This is a genomic window from Pseudomonas sp. IPO3774 (genome assembly GCF_013386835.1).
Classification (GTDB): Bacteria; Pseudomonadota; Gammaproteobacteria; order Pseudomonadales; family Pseudomonadaceae; genus Aquipseudomonas.
On record NZ_JACAQY010000055.1, the window covers coordinates 94767 to 116751 of the forward strand.

Consider the following 21985-nt stretch of genomic DNA (forward strand, 5'->3'; position numbering starts at 1 on the left):
CCCCTCTTTGTATAACGATGGATCGGCCTCAATCCTTAAGCCGCTTGTGCCACGCAATGCTCGATCAGCGCCTCCAGTTCGGCCTGGTACTCTCGCATCAACTGTTCGACGGTTTCGGCACGGTAGCGGCGCGTGCTGAAAATACAGCGCATCGCCAGGCGTCCGTCATACACCTGCCCCACCACTTCCAGCCAATTGCCCAGGGCCGCCTGCGGGCTGTAGCAACTGCCATAGCTCTCCTGAGCCGGCACCAGCATCGCCTTGTCATCGAAGCTCTGGTCGAACTGCCCCAGGTAGTTGAAGGTGACACGCGCCTGGGGTGCCAGGCGCAAGGTATCGGCCATCGACACACCGCTCATGTGACGCAGGATGCCGTAGCCCAGGCCCTTGTTCGGTACGGCCGCCAATTGCCGCTGCACCGCACGCACCGAGCTCCCGATGTCAGCCCCGGCACCGGGTGCCAGGCGCACCGGGAACATGCTGGTGAACCAGCCCAGGCTGCGGCTCAGGTCGATGTCCTTGACCAGGTCTTCGCGGCCATGGCCTTCGAGCTGGATCAATACCGAAGGCTGCCCGCTCCAGCGGCACAACACCCGGCTCAGCGCGGCGAGCAACACATCGTTGATCTGCGTCTGGTAGACCGCAGGCACTTGCTTGAGCAACTGCTGGGTATGCTCCTGCGACAGGCCCATCAGCGCGACCGACTGGTACTGCACCTGGTTCTTGCCACGCGGGTTATCGCACGGCAGCTCACTGCCCGGCTGGTCGATCTGCTCAAGCCACCAGGCTTGCTCCTGCGCCGGATAATTCGCCGCGTACGCTTGCAGCCCCTCGGCCCAGGCCCGGTAGCTGCTGGTACGAATCGGCAGGGCCGGCGCCTGGCCATTGCGGTAAGCCTCATAAGCGACCTGCAAATCCTGCAGCAGCAAACGCCAGGAAACGGTGTCGATCACCAAATGATGGATCACCATCAATACCCGCACCTGGCCATCGCCCAACGTCACATGAGCGGTACGCCACACCGGCCCGTCTTGCAGGTCCAGGCTGCGCTGTACCTGTTCGGCGTACAGCTCAAGCTCCGCTTCATCGGCCACGGTGTGTTGCCATAACAAGGGCTCAGTGGCCCATTGCGCCTGCATGTCCTCCAGCGGCTGGTAATGCTGGCAATAGCGTGCGCCCACCTCACGAAAGCGCAGGCGCAGGGCGTCGTGCTGCTTCAACATGCAGCGCAATGCCAGCTCCAGCGCCGGCAGATTCAGCGCCTGGCGTGCACGCAGCATCAATGCCTGGTTGTAATGGTGCGGCTCGCTCATACGCTGGTCGAACAGCCACTGCTGGATCGGAATCAGGTTGAACTGGCCCTCGGCGGCCACCTGCGAAACATCCTCGATCAGCGTGGCGACGGTGCTTGAACGCTGCTCGAAAATCGCCTCGATGGTCTGCCCGCGCATCAGGTCCCGCAGCTTGAGGTCCATCTTCAGTTCAGGGTGGTTGCGTACCCGCGAGACGACTTGCAGGCTGAGGATCGAGTCACCGCCCAACTCGAAGAAGTTGTCGGTGATGCCCACGCGTTCCACTTGCAACACATCAGCCCAGACCTGTGCCAGCAGTTGCTCGTCACGAGTACGGCCGGGAACATACTCGCCGCCCTTGAATTCAGGCTCCGGCAAGGCCTGGCGATCCAGCTTGCCGTTGGGCGTGACAGGCAGCGCCGCCATGCAGATGACCTGAGTGGGCACCATGTAATCCGGCAATTGCGCGCGCAAGTCCGCCTTGAGGCGATCACCGATGGCCATGCCATCGGGCGTCACCACATAACCGATCAGTTGCTTGCCCGACGCACTGTCACGGGCGATCACCAACGCGTCACTGACATCGTCCAGTTGCCGCAGGCTCGCCTCGATTTCCCCCAGTTCAATGCGAAAGCCCCGGACCTTGATCTGGTGGTCAATACGCCCGACGTAATCAAGCACACCATCAACACGCTGGCGTACCAGGTCGCCGCTGCGGTAGAGGCGATCGCCCGGCGACCCGAACGGGTCCGGCACAAAGCGCTCGGCACTCAGGTCCGGACGACGGTAATAGCCGCGGGCAATGCCCTGGCCACCGATGTAGAGCTCACCGGCAATCCCCGGCGGCAGCGGGTTGAGGTCTTCGTCCAGCACGTACAGCGCGCGCTCGCCGACAGCACGCCCGATCGGCGCATAGGCAGCCTCGCACCGGGTGTCGACCGGGACCTTCCAGAGCATCGGCGTGACCACGGTTTCGGTGGGGCCATAGCCGTTGGTAAAGAACTGTGGACGCAGTGCCGCTTTCACTTGTTCGAAGGTCTGGTCCGGCACCGCATCGCCACCGAAGCAATACACCCGTACCGCGGGTGGTTCCTGTTGGCTATGGGCCGCGTACTCGGCCAACTGCTTGAGGTAGGCCGGCGGGAAACAGGCAATCGTGATGCCGTGTTGATGCAAGGCGTCGAAGGTCTGCTCCGGTGTCCACAGGCTGGCATCGCGGATCACCAGCGTGCCCCCGCTCAATAGCGTACTGAGCCAGCGCTCATGAGCGCCGTCGAAGGCAAATGACATGAAATGCAGCTCGCGGGTGCGCTCATCCATGTCATACAGCCCGGCGATGGCCTGGCAATGCATGCTCATCGGCCCATGCGCCACTGCCACGCCTTTCGGCCGACCGGTGGAGCCCGAGGTATAAATCAAGTAGGCCAGATTGGCGCCCAGCAAACTGCTGGCGGGCGGCGTGTCGCTGTAGCCGGCGCGGTCAAACGTGTCGATGGCCAGCTGCGCCAGGCCTTCCACCGCCGGAAGGCGCGCCTGCACCTGGCTATGGGTCAGCAACAGCGCCATCGCCGAGTCTTGCATCATGAACGCCAGGCGTTCGGGCGGATAGTCGATGTCCAACGGCACATAAGCCGCGCCGCTTTTCATCACCGCCAGTAACGCCACGATCATCTCGACGGAGCGCTCCAGGGCCACCCCGACCACCACTTCCGGCCCAGCCCCCAGCTCGATCAAGCGATGGGCCAGGCCATTGGCTCGACGTTCCAGCTCACCGTAGCTCAGCGAATCGCCCCCACACACCAGTGCCGTCGCCTCGCCACGCGAATCGGCATGGCGTGCGATCAGTTCCGGCAAGAGCTGCGCGTGATAGCTGGCATTCGGCGCCGCACTCCACTGCTCAAAGGCTCGCCACTGCTCGGCCCCAAGGCGCTGAAGGTTGCCCAGCCGCGCCGTCGGCGCAACGATCATGGCCTCAAGGGTGTCTTCCATGCAGCGGCGAATCTGCTCTACCGCCTCGACACTGAAGGCATTGCGCAGGAACAGATATTCGATCGACAACTGTTCGCCGAGGTTGACCGCCAGGTCCATCGCAAAGTTGGTCACGTCATGGTTACGCGACTCGCCGAAGCTCAGGCCGGTGTCCTGTTGCTCACCCAGGCGCTCATCGATCGGGTAGTTTTCAAACACGATGATGCTGTCGAACAACCCTTGCCCGCCCAGCCCCGACCAGCGCTGGATATCCGCCAGCGGCGCGTGTGCGTACTCACGGATGTCCATGTTGCAGGCCTGCAACGCTTGCAGCCACTGATCCAGCGGCTGCGCGGGTTCCAGGGTCTGGATCACCGGTAGCGTATTGATGAACAGCCCCAGGATGTTGTCGGCATTGGCCAACCCCGCAGGACGGCCAGCCACGGTGGCACCGAACACCACAGTGTTCTGCCCGGTAAAGCGTTGCAGCAACAACAGCCACGCGCCCTGGATCAGCGTGTTGGGGGTGATTTGCAAGGCGCGGCAAGCCTGTTGCAGGCGTGCGGTTTGCACCGCATCCCAACGTGAGTAAAGCGCCTGGTGCCCGGGCAAATCCTCGACATGCCGCGGGAACATCGCCTGGTTCAGCGAGGTGGCCTGCTCCAGCGTCGCAAGACGGCTTCTCCAGAAGCCCTCCAGCGCCCGTTGATCCTGGCGTTGCAGCCATTCGATGAACTCGCGGTAACGACCGTTGCGTGTCGGCACGTGGCCCTGACCATAAAACTGCATTACCTCGCCAAACAGTCGCGAACTGCTCCAGCCGTCCATCAGGATGTGATGGCAGGTCCAGATCATCTGGTAGCGGTCGTCCTCAAGCCGCAGCAACAGCACACGCTGCAACGGCGCACGGGCCAGATCGAACCCTTGCAGGTAATCAGCCGTTGCGCGCGCGCTGATCGCCTGTTCGCTGATGTCCTGGCCGCGCCAATCTTCGATCAGCAGCGGCAATTCGGCCTGGCGGTGGACAATTTGCACCGGGGCGCTCAAGCCATCCTGCCAGTGAAAGCTGGTCCGCAGAATGTCCTCACGCTCAATCACCGATTGCCAGGCTGCGGCGAAGCGCTCGGTATCCAGCCCGTGTACCGGCAGGCTGATCTGGTTGATGTACAAGCCGCTGCTGTCGTCGGCCAGGGTGTGGAACAGCATGCCTTCTTGCATCGGTGACAACGCATAGACGTCTTGCACCTGCGCCACGGGAACCGGCAAGCCGTCAAGGTGCGCCTGGGTCAAACGGGCCAGCGGGAAGTCAGACGGCGTCAGGCCCTGATGCTCTTCGCCGCAGCAATGCTCGATCAGTGCCTGCAACGCGACGCCGTAGGCATCGGCCAATTGCTGGACGGTGGCCTCATCAAAAACGTCGCGGCTGAAGGTCCAGTCCAGGGACAACTGGCCGTTGTACACCCGGCCATCGATGGTCAGCCAGTTGCCCAGCGCCACGTCATCAGCGTGCCCAGCCCCGTTGCCCTCCTCGCTCGGCGCGAATAACGCCTGCTCATCAAAGCTCTGGTCGAACTGGCCGAGGTAGTTGAAGGTAATCCGGGCCTGCGCGAGTTTCGCCAGACGCGAGCGGACATCCTCTGCACCGAGGTAACGCAGCACGCCATAACCCAGGCCCTTGTTCGGCACCGCGCGCAGCTGTTCCTTGATGCCCTTGATGGTGTCTGCCGCGTGCACCGATGGGGTCAATACCACCGGGAACAGGCTGGTGAACCAGCCCAACGTGCGGCTCAGGTCGACGTCGCCGAACAGTTCCTCACGGCCATGGCCTTCCAGTTGCACCAGGCACGCAGGTTGCGCAGTCCACTGGCAAATCACCTGCGCCAGGGCACTGAGCAAAAGGTCGTTGACCTGGGTGCGATAGGCCGACGGTGCCTGCTTGAGCAGGCGCCGAGTCTGTTCTGTATCCAGACGCGTGTTGACCGAATGGCAATGCACCGAAGCCTGGCTGCCCTCAGGCCGCGCCCGTGGCAGTTCCGGCAACGCATGGGCCTGTTGCCCGGTCCAGTAACTCAACTCCCGAGCCAGCCCTTCGCTGTGGGCGTAGCCCTGCAACTGCTCGGCCCACGCCTTGAACGCGGTGGACTTGGGTGGCAACACCACAGGCTGGTTTACCGCCAGTTGCCGGTAGGCCGTTTGCAAGTCTTCCAGCAGCACGCGCCACGACACACCGTCCATCACCAGATGGTGAATCGCCAGATGCAGGCGCGAACTGCCGTCCTGCACTGCGATCAGGCTGCAACGCAACAGCGGGCCGTGTTGCAGGTCGAGGCTGCGTTGCGCCTGGTTGGCAATGGCGATGATCTCATCGGCGTTCTCTGCCTGGCGCTGCCAGAGGCCTACCGGTTGTGCGCCGACGGCCTCATGGCTGGCCTGCCAGGTACCATCGCCCGATTGCACGAAGCGCAAGCGCAAGGCGTCATGATGGGCCACCACGTGCTCAAGGGCCTGCTGCAGACATGCGCCGTCCAACGGCTCGCGCGGGGTCAGCATCAGCGACTGGTTCCAGTGGTCACGGTGCGCCATGTCATTGGCGAAGAACCAGTGCTGCATCGGAACCAGATGGCTGTCACCGTTGACCGGCCCCTGATCGATCGTTGCGGCTTGATCGGCGCTCGCAGCCCGGGCCAGCGCCTGGATGTTCTGGTGCAGGAACAGGTCCTTGGGGGCCAGGCCGATTCCCTGCTGACGTGCACGGCTGACCACTTGAATCGAATTGATCGAGTCACCGCCCAAGGCGAAGAAGTTATCGGCAGTGCCCACCCGGGCCACGCCGAGCACGGCTTGCCAGATCTCGACCAGGACACTTTCGACTGCATTGGCGGGAGCCACGAAGTCCTGCTGTACCTCAGCCATGTCTGGCACCGGGAGAGCCTTGCGGTCGAGTTTGCCGTTGGGGCTCAGGGGCATTTTTTCCAGCGGCGTCAGGTGCGTCGGCACCATGTGTTCCGGCAGGGTCTGGCGCAGATGCGCTGTCAGCGCCTCGCGCAGTGCCGGCCAGTCGCTGGCGGCGCCAGGCTGGGTAACGACGTAGCCACTCAGGGCTTTGCCGTTGCGGCTGTCCTGCGCCACCACCACGGCTTCGCGCACGGCCCCGTGCTCCAGCAAACGGGCCTCGATTTCACCCAGCTCGATACGAAAACCGCGGATTTTCACCTGATGGTCGATACGGCCAATGTAATCAATCACCCCGTCAACGCGGTAACGGGCCAAGTCGCCCGTGCGGTACAGCCGTTCACCCGCGACAAACGGGCTTGCCACGAATCGTTCGGCCGTCAGCTCAGGGCGACGGTGGTACCCACGCGCCAGTCCCTGGCCGCTGAGGTACAGTTCGCCGTTGACGCCGCAGGGCACCGGGTTGAGCTCGGCGTCGAGAATGTAGGTCATCAAGTTCGCAATCGGCTCGCCGATGGGCACTGCGTCACGGCCCTCGTCACGACAGGTCCAGTGGGTGACGTCAATTGCGGCTTCGGTAGGGCCGTAGAGATTGAACAGCCCCGCGCCCGGCAGCTTGGCGAAGACCTGCTGCTGCGCATCGATCGGCAACGCTTCGCCACTGCAAACGATACGGGTGAGGCTGGTGCAGCGGCTGACATTGGCATCCAGCACGAACGCTTGCAGCATCGACGGGACGAAATGCAGGGTAGTAATGCCCTCGCGCTCGATCAATTGGACCAGCTTCTGTGGATCGCGATGATCCCCTGGCGACGCCACGACCAAGCGGATGCCGGTCATAAGCGGCCAGAAAAACTCCCAGACGGACACATCGAAGCTGAACGGCGTTTTTTGCAGCACGCGGTCGTCGGCGTGCAACCCGTAGGCCTGTTGCATCCAGCACAACCGGTTGGTCAGGGCACCGTGGCTGTTGCCAGCCCCTTTGGGTTTGCCAGTGGATCCGGAGGTGTAAATCACATAGGCGAGGTTTTGCGCGACGGCCCGCGACTCGGGGTTGCCTTGCGCCTCACCGGCCAGCCAGGCATCGTCACCATCGAGTATCAGCGTGCGCACCCGTTCCGGCAGTGGCAAGGTTGCGACCAGCGCTTGCTGGGTCAGCAACCATTCGATGCCGCTGTCGTCGATCATGTAGGACAAGCGTTCCGGCGGGTATTCCGGGTCCAGCGGTACATAGGCGCCGCCGGCCTTCAGGATCGCCAACAGGCCCACCACCATTTCCAGGCTGCGGTGCAGTGCAATGCCCACCAGCACATCGGGGCCTACGCCACGCGCGATCAAGGCATGAGCCAATCGGTTGGCCCGCGCGTTGAGCTGGGCATAGGTCAGCGACTGCCCCTCGAACACCAACGCCACGGCATGCGGGGCCCGTTCCACCTGGGCTTCGATCAAGTGGTGCACCGGCTGGTGGTTCGGGTAATGGGCGAACGTGCGGTTCCAGTCCTCAACCATCATCCGGCGCTGCACCGCATCGAGCATCGGCAATTCGGCAATGCGCTGGGTGGGGTTGGCCACAATCGCGCGCAGCAGGTTCAGCCAGTGTTCGCCCAGGCGTGCGACGGTGGCTGGCTCAAACAAGTCAGAGGCATAGGACAGTGCGGCACTGATGCCTTCGCTGTACTCGAACGTATCCAGGGAGAGGTCGAACTGCACGCTGCCCGAATCCCAGGTCAATTGCTCCAGGCTCAACCCCGGCAGTTCAATCGCCTCGCGACGAGCATCACTGGCATGGTTGAACATGGCCTGGAACAATGGCGTATGGCTCAGGTTGCGTGCAGGTGCAAGCAGCTCCACCAGTTGCTCGAACGGCAGGTCCTGATGGGCCTGTGCTCCCAGTACCCGCTGCTTGACCTGATGAAGCAATTGGTCAAAGCGCAGGTGCCCCTCAATGTCGGCCCGGAGTACCTGGGTGTTGACGAAGAAACCCAGCATCCCTTCGGTTTCCAGGCGATTGCGGTTGGCAATCGGTACCCCGACACGAATATCCTGCTGCCCGCTGTAGCGGTGCAACAAGGTCTGGAAGCCGGCCAGCAGCAGCATGAACAGTGTGGTGTTTTGCTGCTGCGCCAGGCGCTTGAGACTCTCGGCCAGGGACGGCTCGAGGGTGATCGGCAGCCGGGCCCCACGATAGCTTTGCTGAACCGGACGTGGATGGTCGGTTGGCAGTTCAAGGACCGGTTGCTCGCCGCCCAACTGTTCTGTCCAGTAGCTGAGCTGCCGTTGCTGCTCACCCGCCGCCAGCCACTGACGCTGCCACTGTGCGTAATCGGCATACTGGATCGGCAGTGCCGCCAACGCCGCCGGTTGGCCTTGACTGAAGCCGCGGTATAACTGCATCAGCTCATCGATCATGACCCGCATCGACCAGGCATCCGACACGATGTGGTGCTGGGTCAGGATCAGCACGTGATCTTCAGCGCCCAGTTGCAACAGCTTGACCCGCAGCAACGGCCCACGCTGCAGATCAAAGAGTTGGCGGGTTTCAGTTTCAATCAAGCCGCGCAGGCCAGGGTCATCCAGCCCGGCAGCCGCCGACTCAAGCGCAATCGCCACCGGTGCCGGCGCGTCGACCCGTTGTACGGGACGCTCGTTCTCCAGCACAAACCGGGTACGCAAGCTCTCATGACGCGCCACCAGAGCGTCAAAACACTGTTGCAAGGCCGCCAGGTCAAGGTGTCCGCGCAAACGCAGGGCCGCGGGAATATGGTAGGCGCTGCTGGTGGGCTCCAATTGCCACAAAAACCATTGCCGTTGCTGGGCATATGACAGGGCAAGCGGCTGGTCGCGTGCAACGCGCGGGATGGCCTGTTCAGGAGTCAACGATGCCGGGGCCATCGCCTCGACAAATGCTTGCAAGGTGTTATGGGCGAACAGCAGGCGCAAAGGCACCTGGACTTGCAGTTGCTGGCGAATCCGCGAAACCATTTGGGTCGCCAGCAGCGAATGGCCGCCCAGCTCGAAAAAGTTGTCACTCAGGCCAACCCGCGGCACGTTGAGCACCTCGGCCCAGATCGCCGCCACCGCTTGCTGCACCGGTGTCTGCGCAGCCACGTAGGTTTTCTGCCATTGGCTGGCATCGGGCTTGGGCAGTTGCCTGCGGTCCAGCTTGCCATTGGGGGTCAGCGGGAACCTTGGCAACAGCACCATATGCGCCGGCACCATGTAGTCGGGCAAGTTGGCCTTGAGCCGGGCGTTCAGGCTGTCGCGCAGGCGACCCTGGCCGTCGGCATCCAGGCCCTGCCATTCGGCGGCGGGGACCACATACGCCACCAACGCCTGGCCGCCCGGGGCATCCTGGGCCAGTACCGCGGCTTCACGTACAGCGTCCTGCTCCAGCAGGCGCGCTTCGATTTCTCCGAGCTCGATGCGGAAACCGCGAATTTTCACCTGATGGTCGATCCGCCCCAGGTATTCGAGGATACCGTCCGGGCGCTGACGTGCGAGGTCGCCGGTGCGGTAAAGCCGCTCGCCGGTGCTGGAAAACGGATGGGGAACAAAACGTTCGGCGGTCAATCCCGGGCGCTGGAAGTAACCCCGCGCCAGGCCGTCCCCGCCGATCAGCAATTCGCCGGCAACACCATAGGGCACCGGCATCAGGTCTGCACCGACGATGTACAGCGATGTGTTGTCGATTGGCCCGCCCAGCCAAGGTTGCGCAGCCTGCGGACGCAGCCGGTGCAACGCCGACCAGACCGTGGTTTCCGTCGGGCCATAGAGATTCCAGACTTCACCGCCAAGGCCAAGCATGCGCACCGCCAGTTCCTGGGGCAACGCCTCGCCGCCGCACAGGCACGTGCACCCCTGGAGCACGTGGGCCTGTTCATTGTCGAGCAACATGCGCCAGGTCGAGGGAGTCGCCTGCACCACGTTGACCTGTTCGGCGTCGATCAGGGCCAGCACGGCGTACGGGTCCTGCGCCACCTCCTGGCCGGTCAGCACGATGCACGCGCCGACCATCAGGGGTACGTAGATTTCCAGGCCGAAAATATCAAACGAGAACGTGGTCAGTGACAACGCCCGATCCTGGGCGGTCATGCCCGGCACCCTGGCCATGCTTGCGACAAAGTTGGTCAGGGCGCCATGTCGCACCATCACCCCTTTCGGCTGGCCGGTGGAGCCAGACGTGTAGATGACATAAGCCAGGTGCTCCGGATCCAGCCGGGTTGGCAGATCGTCACCGGCATGGCCGTCAAGCCAATTGCCCGGTTGATCCAGCACCAGCGTAGTGACCGTGTCAGGCACCGGGATCTGGCTGAGCAGTGAATGTTGGGTCAGCAACAGGTCGATGCCACTGTCCTCAATCATGTAGGCGAGGCGATCCTGCGGGAACGCGGGATCGAGAGGCAGATAGGCGCCGCCGGCCTTGAGGATTGCCAACAACCCGATCAGCATGTGCGGGCTGCGTTCGACGGCAATGCCCACCAGCACACCCGCGCCCACCCCGTGACGTTGCAGCTCCACCGCCAATTGATTGGCCCGGGTATTGAGTTGCCCGTAGCTCAAGCGCTGGCCATTGATGACCAGCGCCTGCGCCTCCGGCGAGCGGGCCACCTGTGCCTCGAACAATCGATGAACATAACCCGCCTGCGGGGTGGCTACCGACGTGCGGACGCAATCGTCGAGCTGCGCTTGGCGCTGTTCAGCGTCAAGCAACGGCAGCTCACCGATGCTTTGTGCCGGGTTCGCGATGATTGCCTGCAGCAGGTTTTGCCAGTGCCCGGCCATCCGCGCAACCGTGTCTGCACCGAACAGATCCGTGGCATAGATCAGCGCCGCAGACAGCCCATCGGGGCGCTCCATGGTTTCCAGGGTCAAGTCGAACTGTGCACTATGGGTATCCCAGCGCAGCCCCTCGACCTTCAATTCACCGGCCGGCCCCTCGCCCGCCGGGCCTTGGGTCTGGTGGTTGAACATCACTTGAAACAGCGGGCTGTGGCTCAGGTTGCGTTGCGGCTGCAAGGCTTCCACCAGTTGCTCGAACGGCAGGTCCTGATGCGCCTGGGCATCCAGCGCAGTCTGCTTGACCTGTTGCAGCAAGGCACTGAAGGAGCCCTGGCTGTCGACCTCACTCTTGAGCACTTGGGTGTTGACGAAAAAGCCGATCAACCCCTCGGTCTCCACCCGGTTACGGTTCGCGGTCGGCACGCCAACCCGAATGTCGTTCTGCCCGCTGTAGCGATGCAGCAAGGCCTGGTAGGAGGCCAGCAGGATCATGAACAGACTGACCCCTTCGCGCTGGGCCATCTGCTTGAGGCCGCAGGCCAGCGCGGTGTCGATATCCAACTCCAGCCGGGCACCGCGATAGCTCATCACGGCCGGGCGCGCAACGTCAGTCGGGAGCTCAAGCACCGGCTGCTCGCCGCCCAGTTGCGCGGTCCAGTATTGCAACTGCCGCTCCCGCTCGCCGGCCTCCATCCAGTGCCGCTGCCAGATGGCGTAGTCGCTGTATTGAATCGGCAACGCTGGCAGTTCCAGGCTCAACCCTCGACTGAACGCGGCGTAACCCTTGACCAACTCCTCGACCATTACCTGCATCGACCAGCCATCGGAAACGATGTGGTGCAAGGTGACAATCAGCACATGGTCATCCGCGCCCAGTTGCAACAGGCACGTACGCAACAAGGGCCCCTGCTGCAAGTCGAACAGCCGGCGCGTCTCGTCTTCGATCAAATGCCGCAGTTGCGCCGCATCCGGCACCTGGGCCAGAGGCTGCACCTGCAGACTTACCGGTGCAGCCTCCTGCACTTGCTGCACCACTTGCTCGCCGTGCACCACGAAGGTGGTACGCAGGCTCTCATGGCGCGCGACCAGCGCACTGAAACTCTGTTGCAGCGCCGCAATGTCCAATGGACCGCGCAAGCGCAGGGCCGTAGGCATGTGATAAGCCGCGCTTTCCGGGTCCAGCTGCCACAAGAACCATTGACGCTCCTGGGCAAAGGACAATGACAACGTGTCGAACTCGGCACTGACAGGCGGAATCGGCAGGTTCGCCGGGGAAACGTCCTCTTCGAGCATTTTCTGCAGGTAAAGACGGCGTTTTTCCAGCGGCAGCGTTATGAAGCGCCTGGCAATACGTTGTGCGACAGCGGTGTCCATCAAACCTCCTCGAATTCATCAAGCAGCGCTTCAAGCTTGCTCAATTTTGACGTGCTCATTGACGTGCCGGTCTGCTCCAGTTGCGCGACAAACGCACCGAGGACCGGAAATTGGAATATCAATTGGGGCGTTAACTTCATGCCCAGTTCGAGCTGCAGGCGCGACACCACATTCACCACCAGCAGCGAATGCCCGCCCAGCTCGAAGAAATCATCCGCCAGACCGACCTGCTCAACGTTGAGCACGCCTTGCCAGATGGCCGCGACCTTGCATTGCAGATCGCTTTGCGGCGCCAGGTAAGCCGAATGCAGCGCGCGGGTATCCGGCGCGGGCAAGGCCTTGCGGTCGAGTTTGCCGTTGGGTGTAAGCGGCAGTTGATCGAGGAAGACCAGATGGGTGGGCACCATGAAGTCCGGCATCTGTTGTGCCAGCCGCGCCTTGAGCTGTTCACTCAAGCGCGCCTCGGCCGCCCTATCCAGGCTGCTGTCCTGGCTGACAAGCCAACCCACCAGGCTCGTGCCGGTCGCCGTTTCCCGAGCCAGCACTACCGCGTCTCGTACTTCAGGTTGAGCGTGGAGGCGGGCTTCGATTTCACCCAGCTCAATGCGCAGGCCACGGATTTTCACCTGATGGTCAATCCGGCCGATGTATTCGATTACGCCATTTTCGGCGTGGCGCACCAGGTCGCCGGTGCGATACAGGCGTGCGGCGGCCGACTCGCCAAACGGATCGGGAACGAAGCGCTCGGCGGTCAGCCCTGGACGCTGGTGATAACCACGGGCCAGGGATTCACCACCGATGTACAACTCGCCAATCGCCCCCACGGCGCAAGGCTGCAAGGCGCCGTCCAGCACATAGGTGCGTACGTTGTTGATCGGACGACCGATGGCGATGATTCGCCCGTCGTCTTCGACAGTGGCCGCCACGGCATGGCTGCTGGTATCAATCGTGGCCTCCGTGGGGCCATAAAGATTGCGCAGCTCGCCATCGAAGAGGCCCAGGACCTGGCGGGAAAGGTGCGCACTCAGCGCTTCACCGCCGCACAGCAGCAGGCGCAAGGAGGCCAGGTGTTCACGGGTCGCCAGCGGCAACAGCGCCTGCAGCAACGATGGCGCCATTTGCAGCACACTGATCCCCCAACGCTCCACCTCGACCCACAAGGTGGTCAAGTCCAGGTTCAATTGCGGCGCGGCCAATACCAGTTGCGCGCCGCTCATCAGTGGCAACCAGAACTCCCACACCGAGGCGTCGAAACTGATGGCGGTCTTCTGCAGGACACGGTCACTGTGATTCAGCTTCAGGCAACCCTGCATCCATTCCATATGGTTGCTCAGGGCGCCATGGCGAATCGTCACGCCTTTGGGTTTCCCGGTGGAACCGGAGGTATAGATCACATAGGCGAGGTTCTGGCTGTCGACGGTTACCGAAGGCTCATGCTCGCCGTAGCCATCGAACCGCTCGGGCAGTGCGTCCAGCAGCAGGCAGTCCACGGCCACGTCAGCGAAGTACGGCTGTACGCTGGTTTCGGTCAACAGCAAGGCAATGCCGCTGTCCTCGACCATGTACATCAAGCGATCCTGTGGATAAGCGGGGTCCAGCGGTACATAGGCACCACCGGCCTTGAGGATCGCCAGTAGCCCGACGACCATCTGCACGCTGCGCGGCATGCACAGCCCCACCAACACGTCCGGGCCTACACCCCGCTCGATCAACGCATGAGCCAAGCGATTGGCGCGCAGGTTGAGCTGGGCATAGGTCAGCGACGCTTGATCGGCCAACAGGGCCGGCGCATCAGGCGTGCGTCGAGCCTGGGACTCGAACCATTGATGAACGTGGCGTGGGTCGGTGGCCGGCACTGCCGTGGCATTCCAGTCGCGCAACAGCACGGTGCGCGTCGCCGCGCCAACCAGGTCGATATCGCCCAGGCTACGGTCGGCGGCCAGGCTCACCATCTGTGCGAGCACGTGCTCCACCTGCTCAGCCAGGCGCTGGATTGTATGTGTATGGAACGCAGCATGGGCATAAGTGAAGTGCAGGCTCAGGGTCTCATTGAGATTAACGGCCAGGGTCAACGGGAAATTAGTCTGTTCCTGATTACCCACCGTGCCGAAGCTCAGGCCTGACGGTGCCTGCGCTTGCAGGGCCTCGGCCAGCGGGTAGTTTTCGAACACCAGCAGCGTGTCGAACAGGCCTTCACCGCCCTGCCCGGCCCAGCGCTGAATCTCGAACAGCGGCGTGTGTTCATGCTCGCGCAACGCAACGTTGCGGGCCTGAAGCTGTTGCAGCAGGCTGGTGACCGATTGTTCCGGCCGGGGGCTGGCAATCACCGGCAAGGTATTGATGAACAGGCCTATCTGCTGTTCGACGCCTTTGAGTTCGCCGGGGCGTCCGGACACCGTGGCGCCGAAGGCCACCGTGTCATGCCCGGTGTAATGTTGCAGGAGCAGCAACCAGGCCGCCTGGACCACGGTATTGAGGGTGACCTTTTGCTGGCGGGCGAATTCGCCCAGGCGCTGGGTCTGCTGTTGGGACAGTGAGTGATACAGGCTGGCATGGCTGGTTTCGACAGCCGGCTGCGGCGCGGCGAAACGGTTTTCGGCGAGGCGCGTCGGCGCGTCGAGCGCGTGCAGTTGCGCACGCCAGAACGTTTCACTGGCCTTGGCATCACGCCCTTGCAGCCAGGCGATGTAGTCACGATAGCGGCCCGCCGGGCGCGGCAGCACCTGGCCATCGTAACGTTGCAACACCTCGCCCAGCAGCTGCGAGTTGCTCCAGCCGTCCATCAGAATGTGGTGATGGGTATAAATCAGGTGATAACGCTGTTCAGCGGTCTTGACCAGCACCAGCCGCAGCAGCGGCGCGAGGGCGAGGTCGAAACCCTGGTCGCGCTCGCTGGACGCCAACTCGACGAGGGCCTGCGGGGTATCCGTGCGTGTGCTCCAATCCAGCGCGGTGAAGGGTACGCGCACCTGTTTATGCACCACCTGCACCGGTTGCTCGCTGCCTTCCCAGATGAAACTGCTGCGCAAAATGTCATGGGCGTCGACCGCCGCCTGCCAGGCAGCCTCGAAACGCTGTGGGTCGAGACCGTCGATGTCCAGGCACATCTGATTGATGTACTGACCGCTGCCGTGTTCGTACAAGCTGTGGAACAGCATGCCCTGCTGCATCGGCGCCAGCGGGTAGATGTCATCCACCGAACGGGCGGCGAGGCCCAGGTTATCGAGCTGCGGTTGGGTAAAGCTGGCCAGCGGGAAGTCGGAAGGCGTCATGCCATGGTTTGCAGGATCGCAGCAATGACCGATCAACAGAGCCAGTTCCACGGCATAATCGTCGGCCAGTTGCTGGATGGTGGCCTGCTCGAACTGTTGGTGGCTGAACGTCCAGCCCAGGCTCAGTGCGCCATCAAATACCCGCCCGTTGAGGCTCAGCCAATTGCCCAGGGGCGCCATCGCGCTTTGCTCTTCACCGGCGCTTTCGCTGGCCGGGCTGAACAACGCGCCCTGTTCCTTATCGAAGCTGGCGTCGAACTGCCCCAGGTAGTTGAAGGTAATGCGCGGCACCGGCAGCGCTTGCAAGGCTGACCGGCTGGCCTCGTCACCGAGGAAGCGCAGCGCGCCGAAACCCACCCCCTTGTCCGGGATCGATCGCAACCCTTGCTTGATCGACTTGATCGAGTCCCCGAGTGCCGCCGCCGGCGACAACTGGACCGGGAACATACTGGTGAACCACCCCACGGTGCGCGTCAGGTCGATGTTGGCAAACAACTCTTCGCGACCATGGCCTTCAAGCTGGATCAAGGTACTTGCATGCCCGGTCCAACGGCAGACCACCCGCGCCAGGGCGGTCAGCAACAGGTCGTTGACCTGAGTGCGATAGGCGGCTGGCGCTTCCTGCAGCAGTTGCCGCGTCAGGTGTTTGTCCAGACGCGTATGAACAGTGACGGCCTGGCCGTTCTGTGGGCTCGCCTCGGGGTTGAGGCACGGCAGGTCAGCCGGCGCACCTTGCAGTTGCGCCTGCCAGTAGGCCAACTGCTGCTGCAATTGCGCGCTGCGTGCATGCGCTTGCAACTGTTCGGCAAACGTCTTGACCGAGCTGGTCTTGGCCGGCAATTGCAAGGCTTGCCCGGCGAGCAATTGGTTGTAGGCCGTTTGCAGGTCGTCGAACAGAATCCGCCACGACACACCGTCCACCGCCAGGTGATGGATCACCAGCAACAGCCGCTGGGTGCCATCGTCCAGGGTCGCCAACACGGCGCGCAGCAAGGGTCCGGTTTGCAGGTTCAGGCTGCGCTGGGCTTGATTGGCCAGCACTTCCAGCGCGCCAGCATCGGCCACCGGGCGCACCCATAACAGATCATTGCGCATCGATGCGTCGCGATGGCTGGCACTCCAGCCTTCGGCGCTTTCGTTGAACATCACCCGCAACGCATCGTGATGCAGCACCAGCGCCTGCAATGCTTGCTCCACCAGCGCCGCTTGCAGCGCACGGGCCGGTTGCAGCAGCACCGACTGGTTGTAGTGGTGACGCTGCGGGATGGCGTCGGCAAAGTAAGCCTGTTGAATCGGCAGCAGCAACGCCGGGCCCTGCACCGCAGCCTGATCGATTACCTGCACCGGGTCACCGGTCTGCGCGACAGTCGCCAATGCCTGCACCGTCTGGTGCTGGAACAGGTCTTTTGGACTAAAGCGGATGCCGGACTGCCGGGCGCGGCTGACCACTTGAATCGAGATAATCGAGTCGCCACCCAGTTCGAAGAAGTTGTCGGTGAGACCAACCCGCTCCAGTTTCAGCACGTCTTGCCAGACAGTTGCGATTTGCTGTTCCAGCGCGCTTTGCGGCGCCACGTACTCGTGCTGTACCTGGCTTGCGTCCGGCTGCGGCAGGGCCTTGCGGTCGAGCTTGCCGTTGGCGGTCAGTGGCCATTCATTCAGGAACAGCAGGTGCGTCGGTACCATGTAGTCCGGCAGGTCCGCTTTCAGCTGCGCCTTGAGGGCGCCTGCATCCTCGGCGCCTTGCGCCGGGATCACGTAAGCCACCAATTGCTGGCCGTTCAGCCCTTCCTGGGCCAAGACCACGGCTTCGCGCACCGCCGCCAGGGCGTTCAGGCGCGCTTCAATTTCACCCAGTTCGATACGGAAGCCACGGATTTTCACCTGATGGTCAATCCGGCCGATGTACTCGATCACCCCGTCGCTGCGGTATTGCGCCAAGTCACCGGTGCGGTACAACCGCGCACCGCTTTCGCCGAACGGGTCGGGAATAAAACGCAGTGCCGTCAGGTCTCCACGCTTCAGGTAGCCCCGGGCCAGGCCGGCACGGCCAACATACAGCTCACCGATGCAGCCTTTGGCCACCGGGTTCAGTTCACCGTCGAGCAGGTACCACGACAGGTCGGCTATCGGTTCGCCAATCGGACTGCTGGCGTCCAGCTCGAGATCAGCCACCGACAGCGGACGGTAGGTGACGTGCACCGTGGTTTCGGTGATGCCGTACATGTTGATCAGCTGTGGCGCGCTGTCGCCAAACCGTTCGAACCATGGGCGCAGGCTCTTGACGTCCAGCGCCTCGCCGCCGAATACCACGTAGCGCAGGGCATTGGCCCGGGAGTCGGTACAAGCCACGTGCATCAACTGCTTGAACGCCGACGGCGTCTGGTTGAGCACCGTGACGCCCGCGTCGCACAACAAGTCGAGGAATTCCTGGGGCGAGCGGCTGACGTCGTACGGCACGATCAGCAGTTCGCCACCGTGCAGCAGTGCACCGAAAATTTCCCAGACCGAGAAGTCGAAAGCATAGGAGTGAAACAGGCTCCAGACGTCCTGCGGGCCGAAACCGAACCACGGTTCAGTGGCCGCGAACAGACGCAGGATGTTGTGGTGCGCGAGCAAGGTGCCTTTGGGATTGCCGGTGGAACCGGAGGTGTAGATCACGTAGGCGAGGTTCGAGGGATCCACGACGACTTGCGGGTCGCTGTCGGCAAAGGCGCTGACGTCGGTATCCAGCAGCAGGGTTTTCACGCCGTCAGGCAACGGCAATTGACCGGCCAGCGACGCCTGGGCCAGCAGCAGCTGGATGCCGCTGTCTTGCATCATGTAGGCCAGGCGGTCCTGCGGGTAGGTTGGGTCGAGCGGCACATAGGCGCCGCCGGCCTTGAGGATCGCCAGCAGGCCGACGATCATCTCGATACCCCGCTCCGCGGCCAGGCCCACCAGCACGTCCGGCCCCACGCCGTGAGCGATCAACTGATGCGCACGGCGGTTGGCCTGGGCATTCAGTTCGGCGTAGGTCAGGGTCTGGCAGTTGCAACGCAGGGCCACGGCGTCAGGCCGTTGACGGGCCTGCTCGGCGATCAGTTGATGGGCGCAGGTGTCGCTTGGGAAGCTGCGCGGGCCGGGGTTCCACTGGGCGATGTTGTGCTGTTGCTCGGTCGCGTCCAGCAGCGGCAATTCCCCGATGCGCCGTTGCGGATCGGCGACGATACCTTGCAGCAGGTTCAGCCAGTGAGCGGCCATACGCTGTGCAGTGCTTGCGTCGAACAGGTCGGTGGCGTAAGTGAGGGTTGCACTGAGCTCGCCGTCGGCGTCCAGGGTGTCGAGGGTCAAGTCGAACTGGGCGGTACGGCTTTCCCACTCCTGGGCCTTGATCACCAGCCCCGGCAGTTGCGGGATGGCTTGGCGGCCGGCGCTCTGGTGGTTGTACAACACCTGGAACAACGGGCTATGGCTCAGGTTGCGCTCAGGGCGCAAGGCTTCGACCAATTGCTCGAACGGTAGGTCCTGATGCGCCTCGGCGCCCAGTGCCGCCGTCTTGACCTGTTGCAGCAGTTCGCTGAACCGCTGCTGCGGATCGACTTCAGCCTTGAGCACCTGGGTATTGACGAAGAACCCGATCAGGCCTTCGGTCTCGACCCGGTTGCGGTTGGCAATCGGTACGCCCACGCGGATGTCCGACTGGCCGCTGTAACGGTGCAGCAGGCCCTGGAACGAAGCCAGCAACAGCATGAACAGGCTGCAACCTTCACCCAGCGCCAGTTGCCGCAGCTGTTGGCCCAATGCCTGCGGTAACTGGACGGCCAGACGGGCGCCGGCAAAGCTCTGGCGTGCCGGTCGCGGACGGTCCGCAGGCAGCTCCAGCAATGGCTGTTCAGCGCCGAGGACGTTGGTCCAGTAAGCCAGCTGCCGCTCACGCTCACCGGCGTCCATCCATTGGCGTTGCCACACCGCGTAATCGGCATACTGGATCGGTAACTCCACCGGTTCAACCGATCCACCCTGGCTATAGGCGGCATAACGCTCAATCAGTTCCTGCACCAGCACCTGCATCGACCAGCCATCGGAGACGATGTGATGCTGGGTCAGCACCAGCACCTGTTCATCGGCGGCCACCTGCAGCAGCCCGACCCGCAGCAGCGGACCGTTCTGCAGGTCGAACGGCCGGCTGATCTGATCGCGAACAAACGCCTGGATCTGCTCGGCCTGGTTGGCCGAGGTCAGGTCGAGAAACTGCGGCGTCAGCAGCGGACCGGACTCGGCATGGATAACCTGGAACGCACGCTCGTCCTTCTGGACAAAGGTCGTGCGCAAACTCTCGTGACGCTGCACCAGTGCGCTTAAGCTGCGTTGCAACGCCTTCAAATCCAGGTGGCCATGAATCCGTAGCGCCGCAGGGATGTGGTACGCCGCACTGGAGGGCTCCATTTGCCAAAGGAACCACTGGCGCTGCTGGGCGTAGGACAGGGGCAACGGTTGATCACGCGGCACCCTTGGAATGCGCGCAGGCATCGCCGCCTGGATTGGCTCAAGCGCAGCCACGCAAGCCTTGAGGCTGGCGTTTTCGAACAGCTTGCGCAGTTGCAGGTTCATGCCGAGGTGTTGGCGGATGCGCGACACCATCTGCGTAGCCAGCAATGAATGGCCACCCAGTTCGAAGAAGTTGTCGGTGAGGCCAACCCGCTCCAGTTTCAGCACGTCTTGCCAGACAGTTGCGATTTGCTGTTCCAGCGCGCTTTGCGGCGCCACGTACTCGTGCTGTACCTGGCTTACGTCCGGCTGCGGCAGGGCCTTGCGGTCGAGCTTGCCGTTGGCGGTCAGTGGCCATTCATTCAGGAACAGCAGGTGCGTCGGTACCATGTAGTCCGGCAGGTCCGCTTTCAGCTGCGCCTTGAGTGCGCCTGCATCCTCGGCGCCTTGCGCCGGGATCACGTAAGCCACCAATTGCTGGCCGTTCAGCCCCTCCTGGGCCAACACCACGGCTTCGCGCACCGCCGCCATGGCGTTCAGGCGCGCTTCAATTTCACCCAGTTCGATACGGAAGCCACGGATTTTCACCTGATGGTCAATCCGGCCGATGTACTCGATCACCCCGTCGCTGCGGTATTGCGCCAGGTCACCGGTGCGGTACAACCGCGCACCGCTTTCGCCGAACGGGTCGGGAATAAAACGCAGTGCCGTCAGGTCGCCACGCTTCAGGTAGCCCCGGGCCAGGCCGGCGCGGCCAACATACAGCTCACCGATGCAGCCTTTGGCCACCGGGTTCAGTTCACCGTCGAGCAGGTACCACGACAGGTCGGCTATCGGTTCGCCAATCGGGCTGCTGGCGTCCAGCTCGAGATCAGCCACCGACAACGGACGGTAGGTGACGTGCACCGTGGTTTCGGTGATGCCGTACATGTTGATCAGCTGTGGCGCGCTGTCGCCAAACCGTTCGAACCATGGGCGCAGGCTCTTGACGTCCAGCGCCTCGCCGCCGAATACCACGTAGCGCAGGGCATTGGCCCGTGAGTCGGCACAAGCCACGTGCATCAACTGTTTGAACGCCGACGGCGTCTGGTTGAGCACCGTGACGCCCGCGTCGCACAACAGGTCGAGGAATTCCTGGGGCGAGCGGCTGACGTCGTACGGCACGATCAGCAGTTCGCCACCGTGCAGCAGTGCGCCGAAAATTTCCCAGACCGAGAAGTCGAAAGCATAGGAATGAAACAGGCTCCAGACGTCCTGCGGGCCGAAACCGAACCACGGTTCAGTGGCCGCGAACAGACGCAGGATGTTGTGGTGCGCAAGCAAGGTGCCTTTGGGGTTGCCGGTGGAACCGGAGGTGTAGATCACGTAGGCGAGGTTCGAAGGATCCACGACGACTTGCGGGTCGCTGTCGGCAAAGGCGCTGACGTCGGTATCCAGCAGCAGGGTTTTCACGCCGTCAGGCACCGGTAATTGACCGGTCAGCGACGCCTGGGCCAGCAGCAGCTGGATGCCGCTGTCTTGCATCATGTAGGCCAGGCGGTCCTGCGGGTAGGTTGGGTCGAGCGGCACATAAGCGCCGCCGGCCTTGAGGATCGCCAGCAGGCCGACGATCATCTCGATACCCCGCTCCGCGACCAGGCCCACCAGCACGTCCGGCCCCACGCCGTGAGCGACCAACTGATGCGCACGGCGGTTGGCCTGGGCATTCAGTTCAGCGTAGGTCAGCGTCTGGCCGTTGCAACGCAGGGCCACGGCGTCAGGCCGTTGACGGGCCTGCTCGGCGATCAGTTGATGGGCGCAGGTGTCGCTTGGGAAGCTGCGCGGGCCGGGGTTCCACTGGGCGATGTTGTGCTGTTGCTCGGTCGCGTCCAGCAGCGG

General features: G+C 63.0%; 2 protein-coding genes and 3 pseudogenes. All 5 read right to left on the bottom strand.

Going from position 1 to position 21985, the window contains the following annotated elements; genetic code table 11:
- Window positions 1-35: 35 nt before the first annotated feature.
- Window positions 36-12365: a non-ribosomal peptide synthase/polyketide synthase gene (locus HYE77_RS26430; RefSeq protein ID WP_177069826.1), complete on the bottom strand. Its 12330-nt coding sequence runs from the start codon at window positions 12363-12365 to the stop codon at window positions 36-38.
- A complete protein-coding gene (locus tag HYE77_RS33030; RefSeq protein ID WP_371321569.1) occupies window positions 12365-14317 on the bottom strand; it encodes an amino acid adenylation domain-containing protein in 1953 nt (650 codons plus the stop codon). The genes HYE77_RS26430 and HYE77_RS33030 overlap by 1 nt, the downstream gene beginning before the upstream one ends.
- Window positions 14312-17086: pseudogene (locus HYE77_RS33035) on the bottom strand (condensation domain-containing protein); the annotation flags it as partial. The gene HYE77_RS33030 and the pseudogene HYE77_RS33035, both read right to left, overlap by 6 nt.
- Window positions 17063-17323: pseudogene (locus HYE77_RS33040) on the bottom strand (phosphopantetheine-binding protein); the annotation flags it as partial. The pseudogenes HYE77_RS33035 and HYE77_RS33040, both read right to left, overlap by 24 nt.
- Window positions 17306-21859: pseudogene (locus HYE77_RS33045) on the bottom strand (amino acid adenylation domain-containing protein); the annotation flags it as partial. The pseudogenes HYE77_RS33045 and HYE77_RS33040, both read right to left, overlap by 18 nt.
- Window positions 21860-21985 lie beyond the last annotated feature (126 nt).

What these genes read in the sequence shown, in the direction of transcription:
- HYE77_RS26430 (WP_177069826.1), bottom strand. Translation starts at nt 12,365, where the DNA reads ATGGACACCGCTGTCGCACAACGTATTGCCAGGCGCTTCATAACGCTG.
- HYE77_RS33030 (WP_371321569.1), bottom strand. Translation starts at nt 14,317, where the DNA reads ATGGTGAGCCTGGCCGCCGACCGTAGCCTGGGCGATATCGACCTGGTT.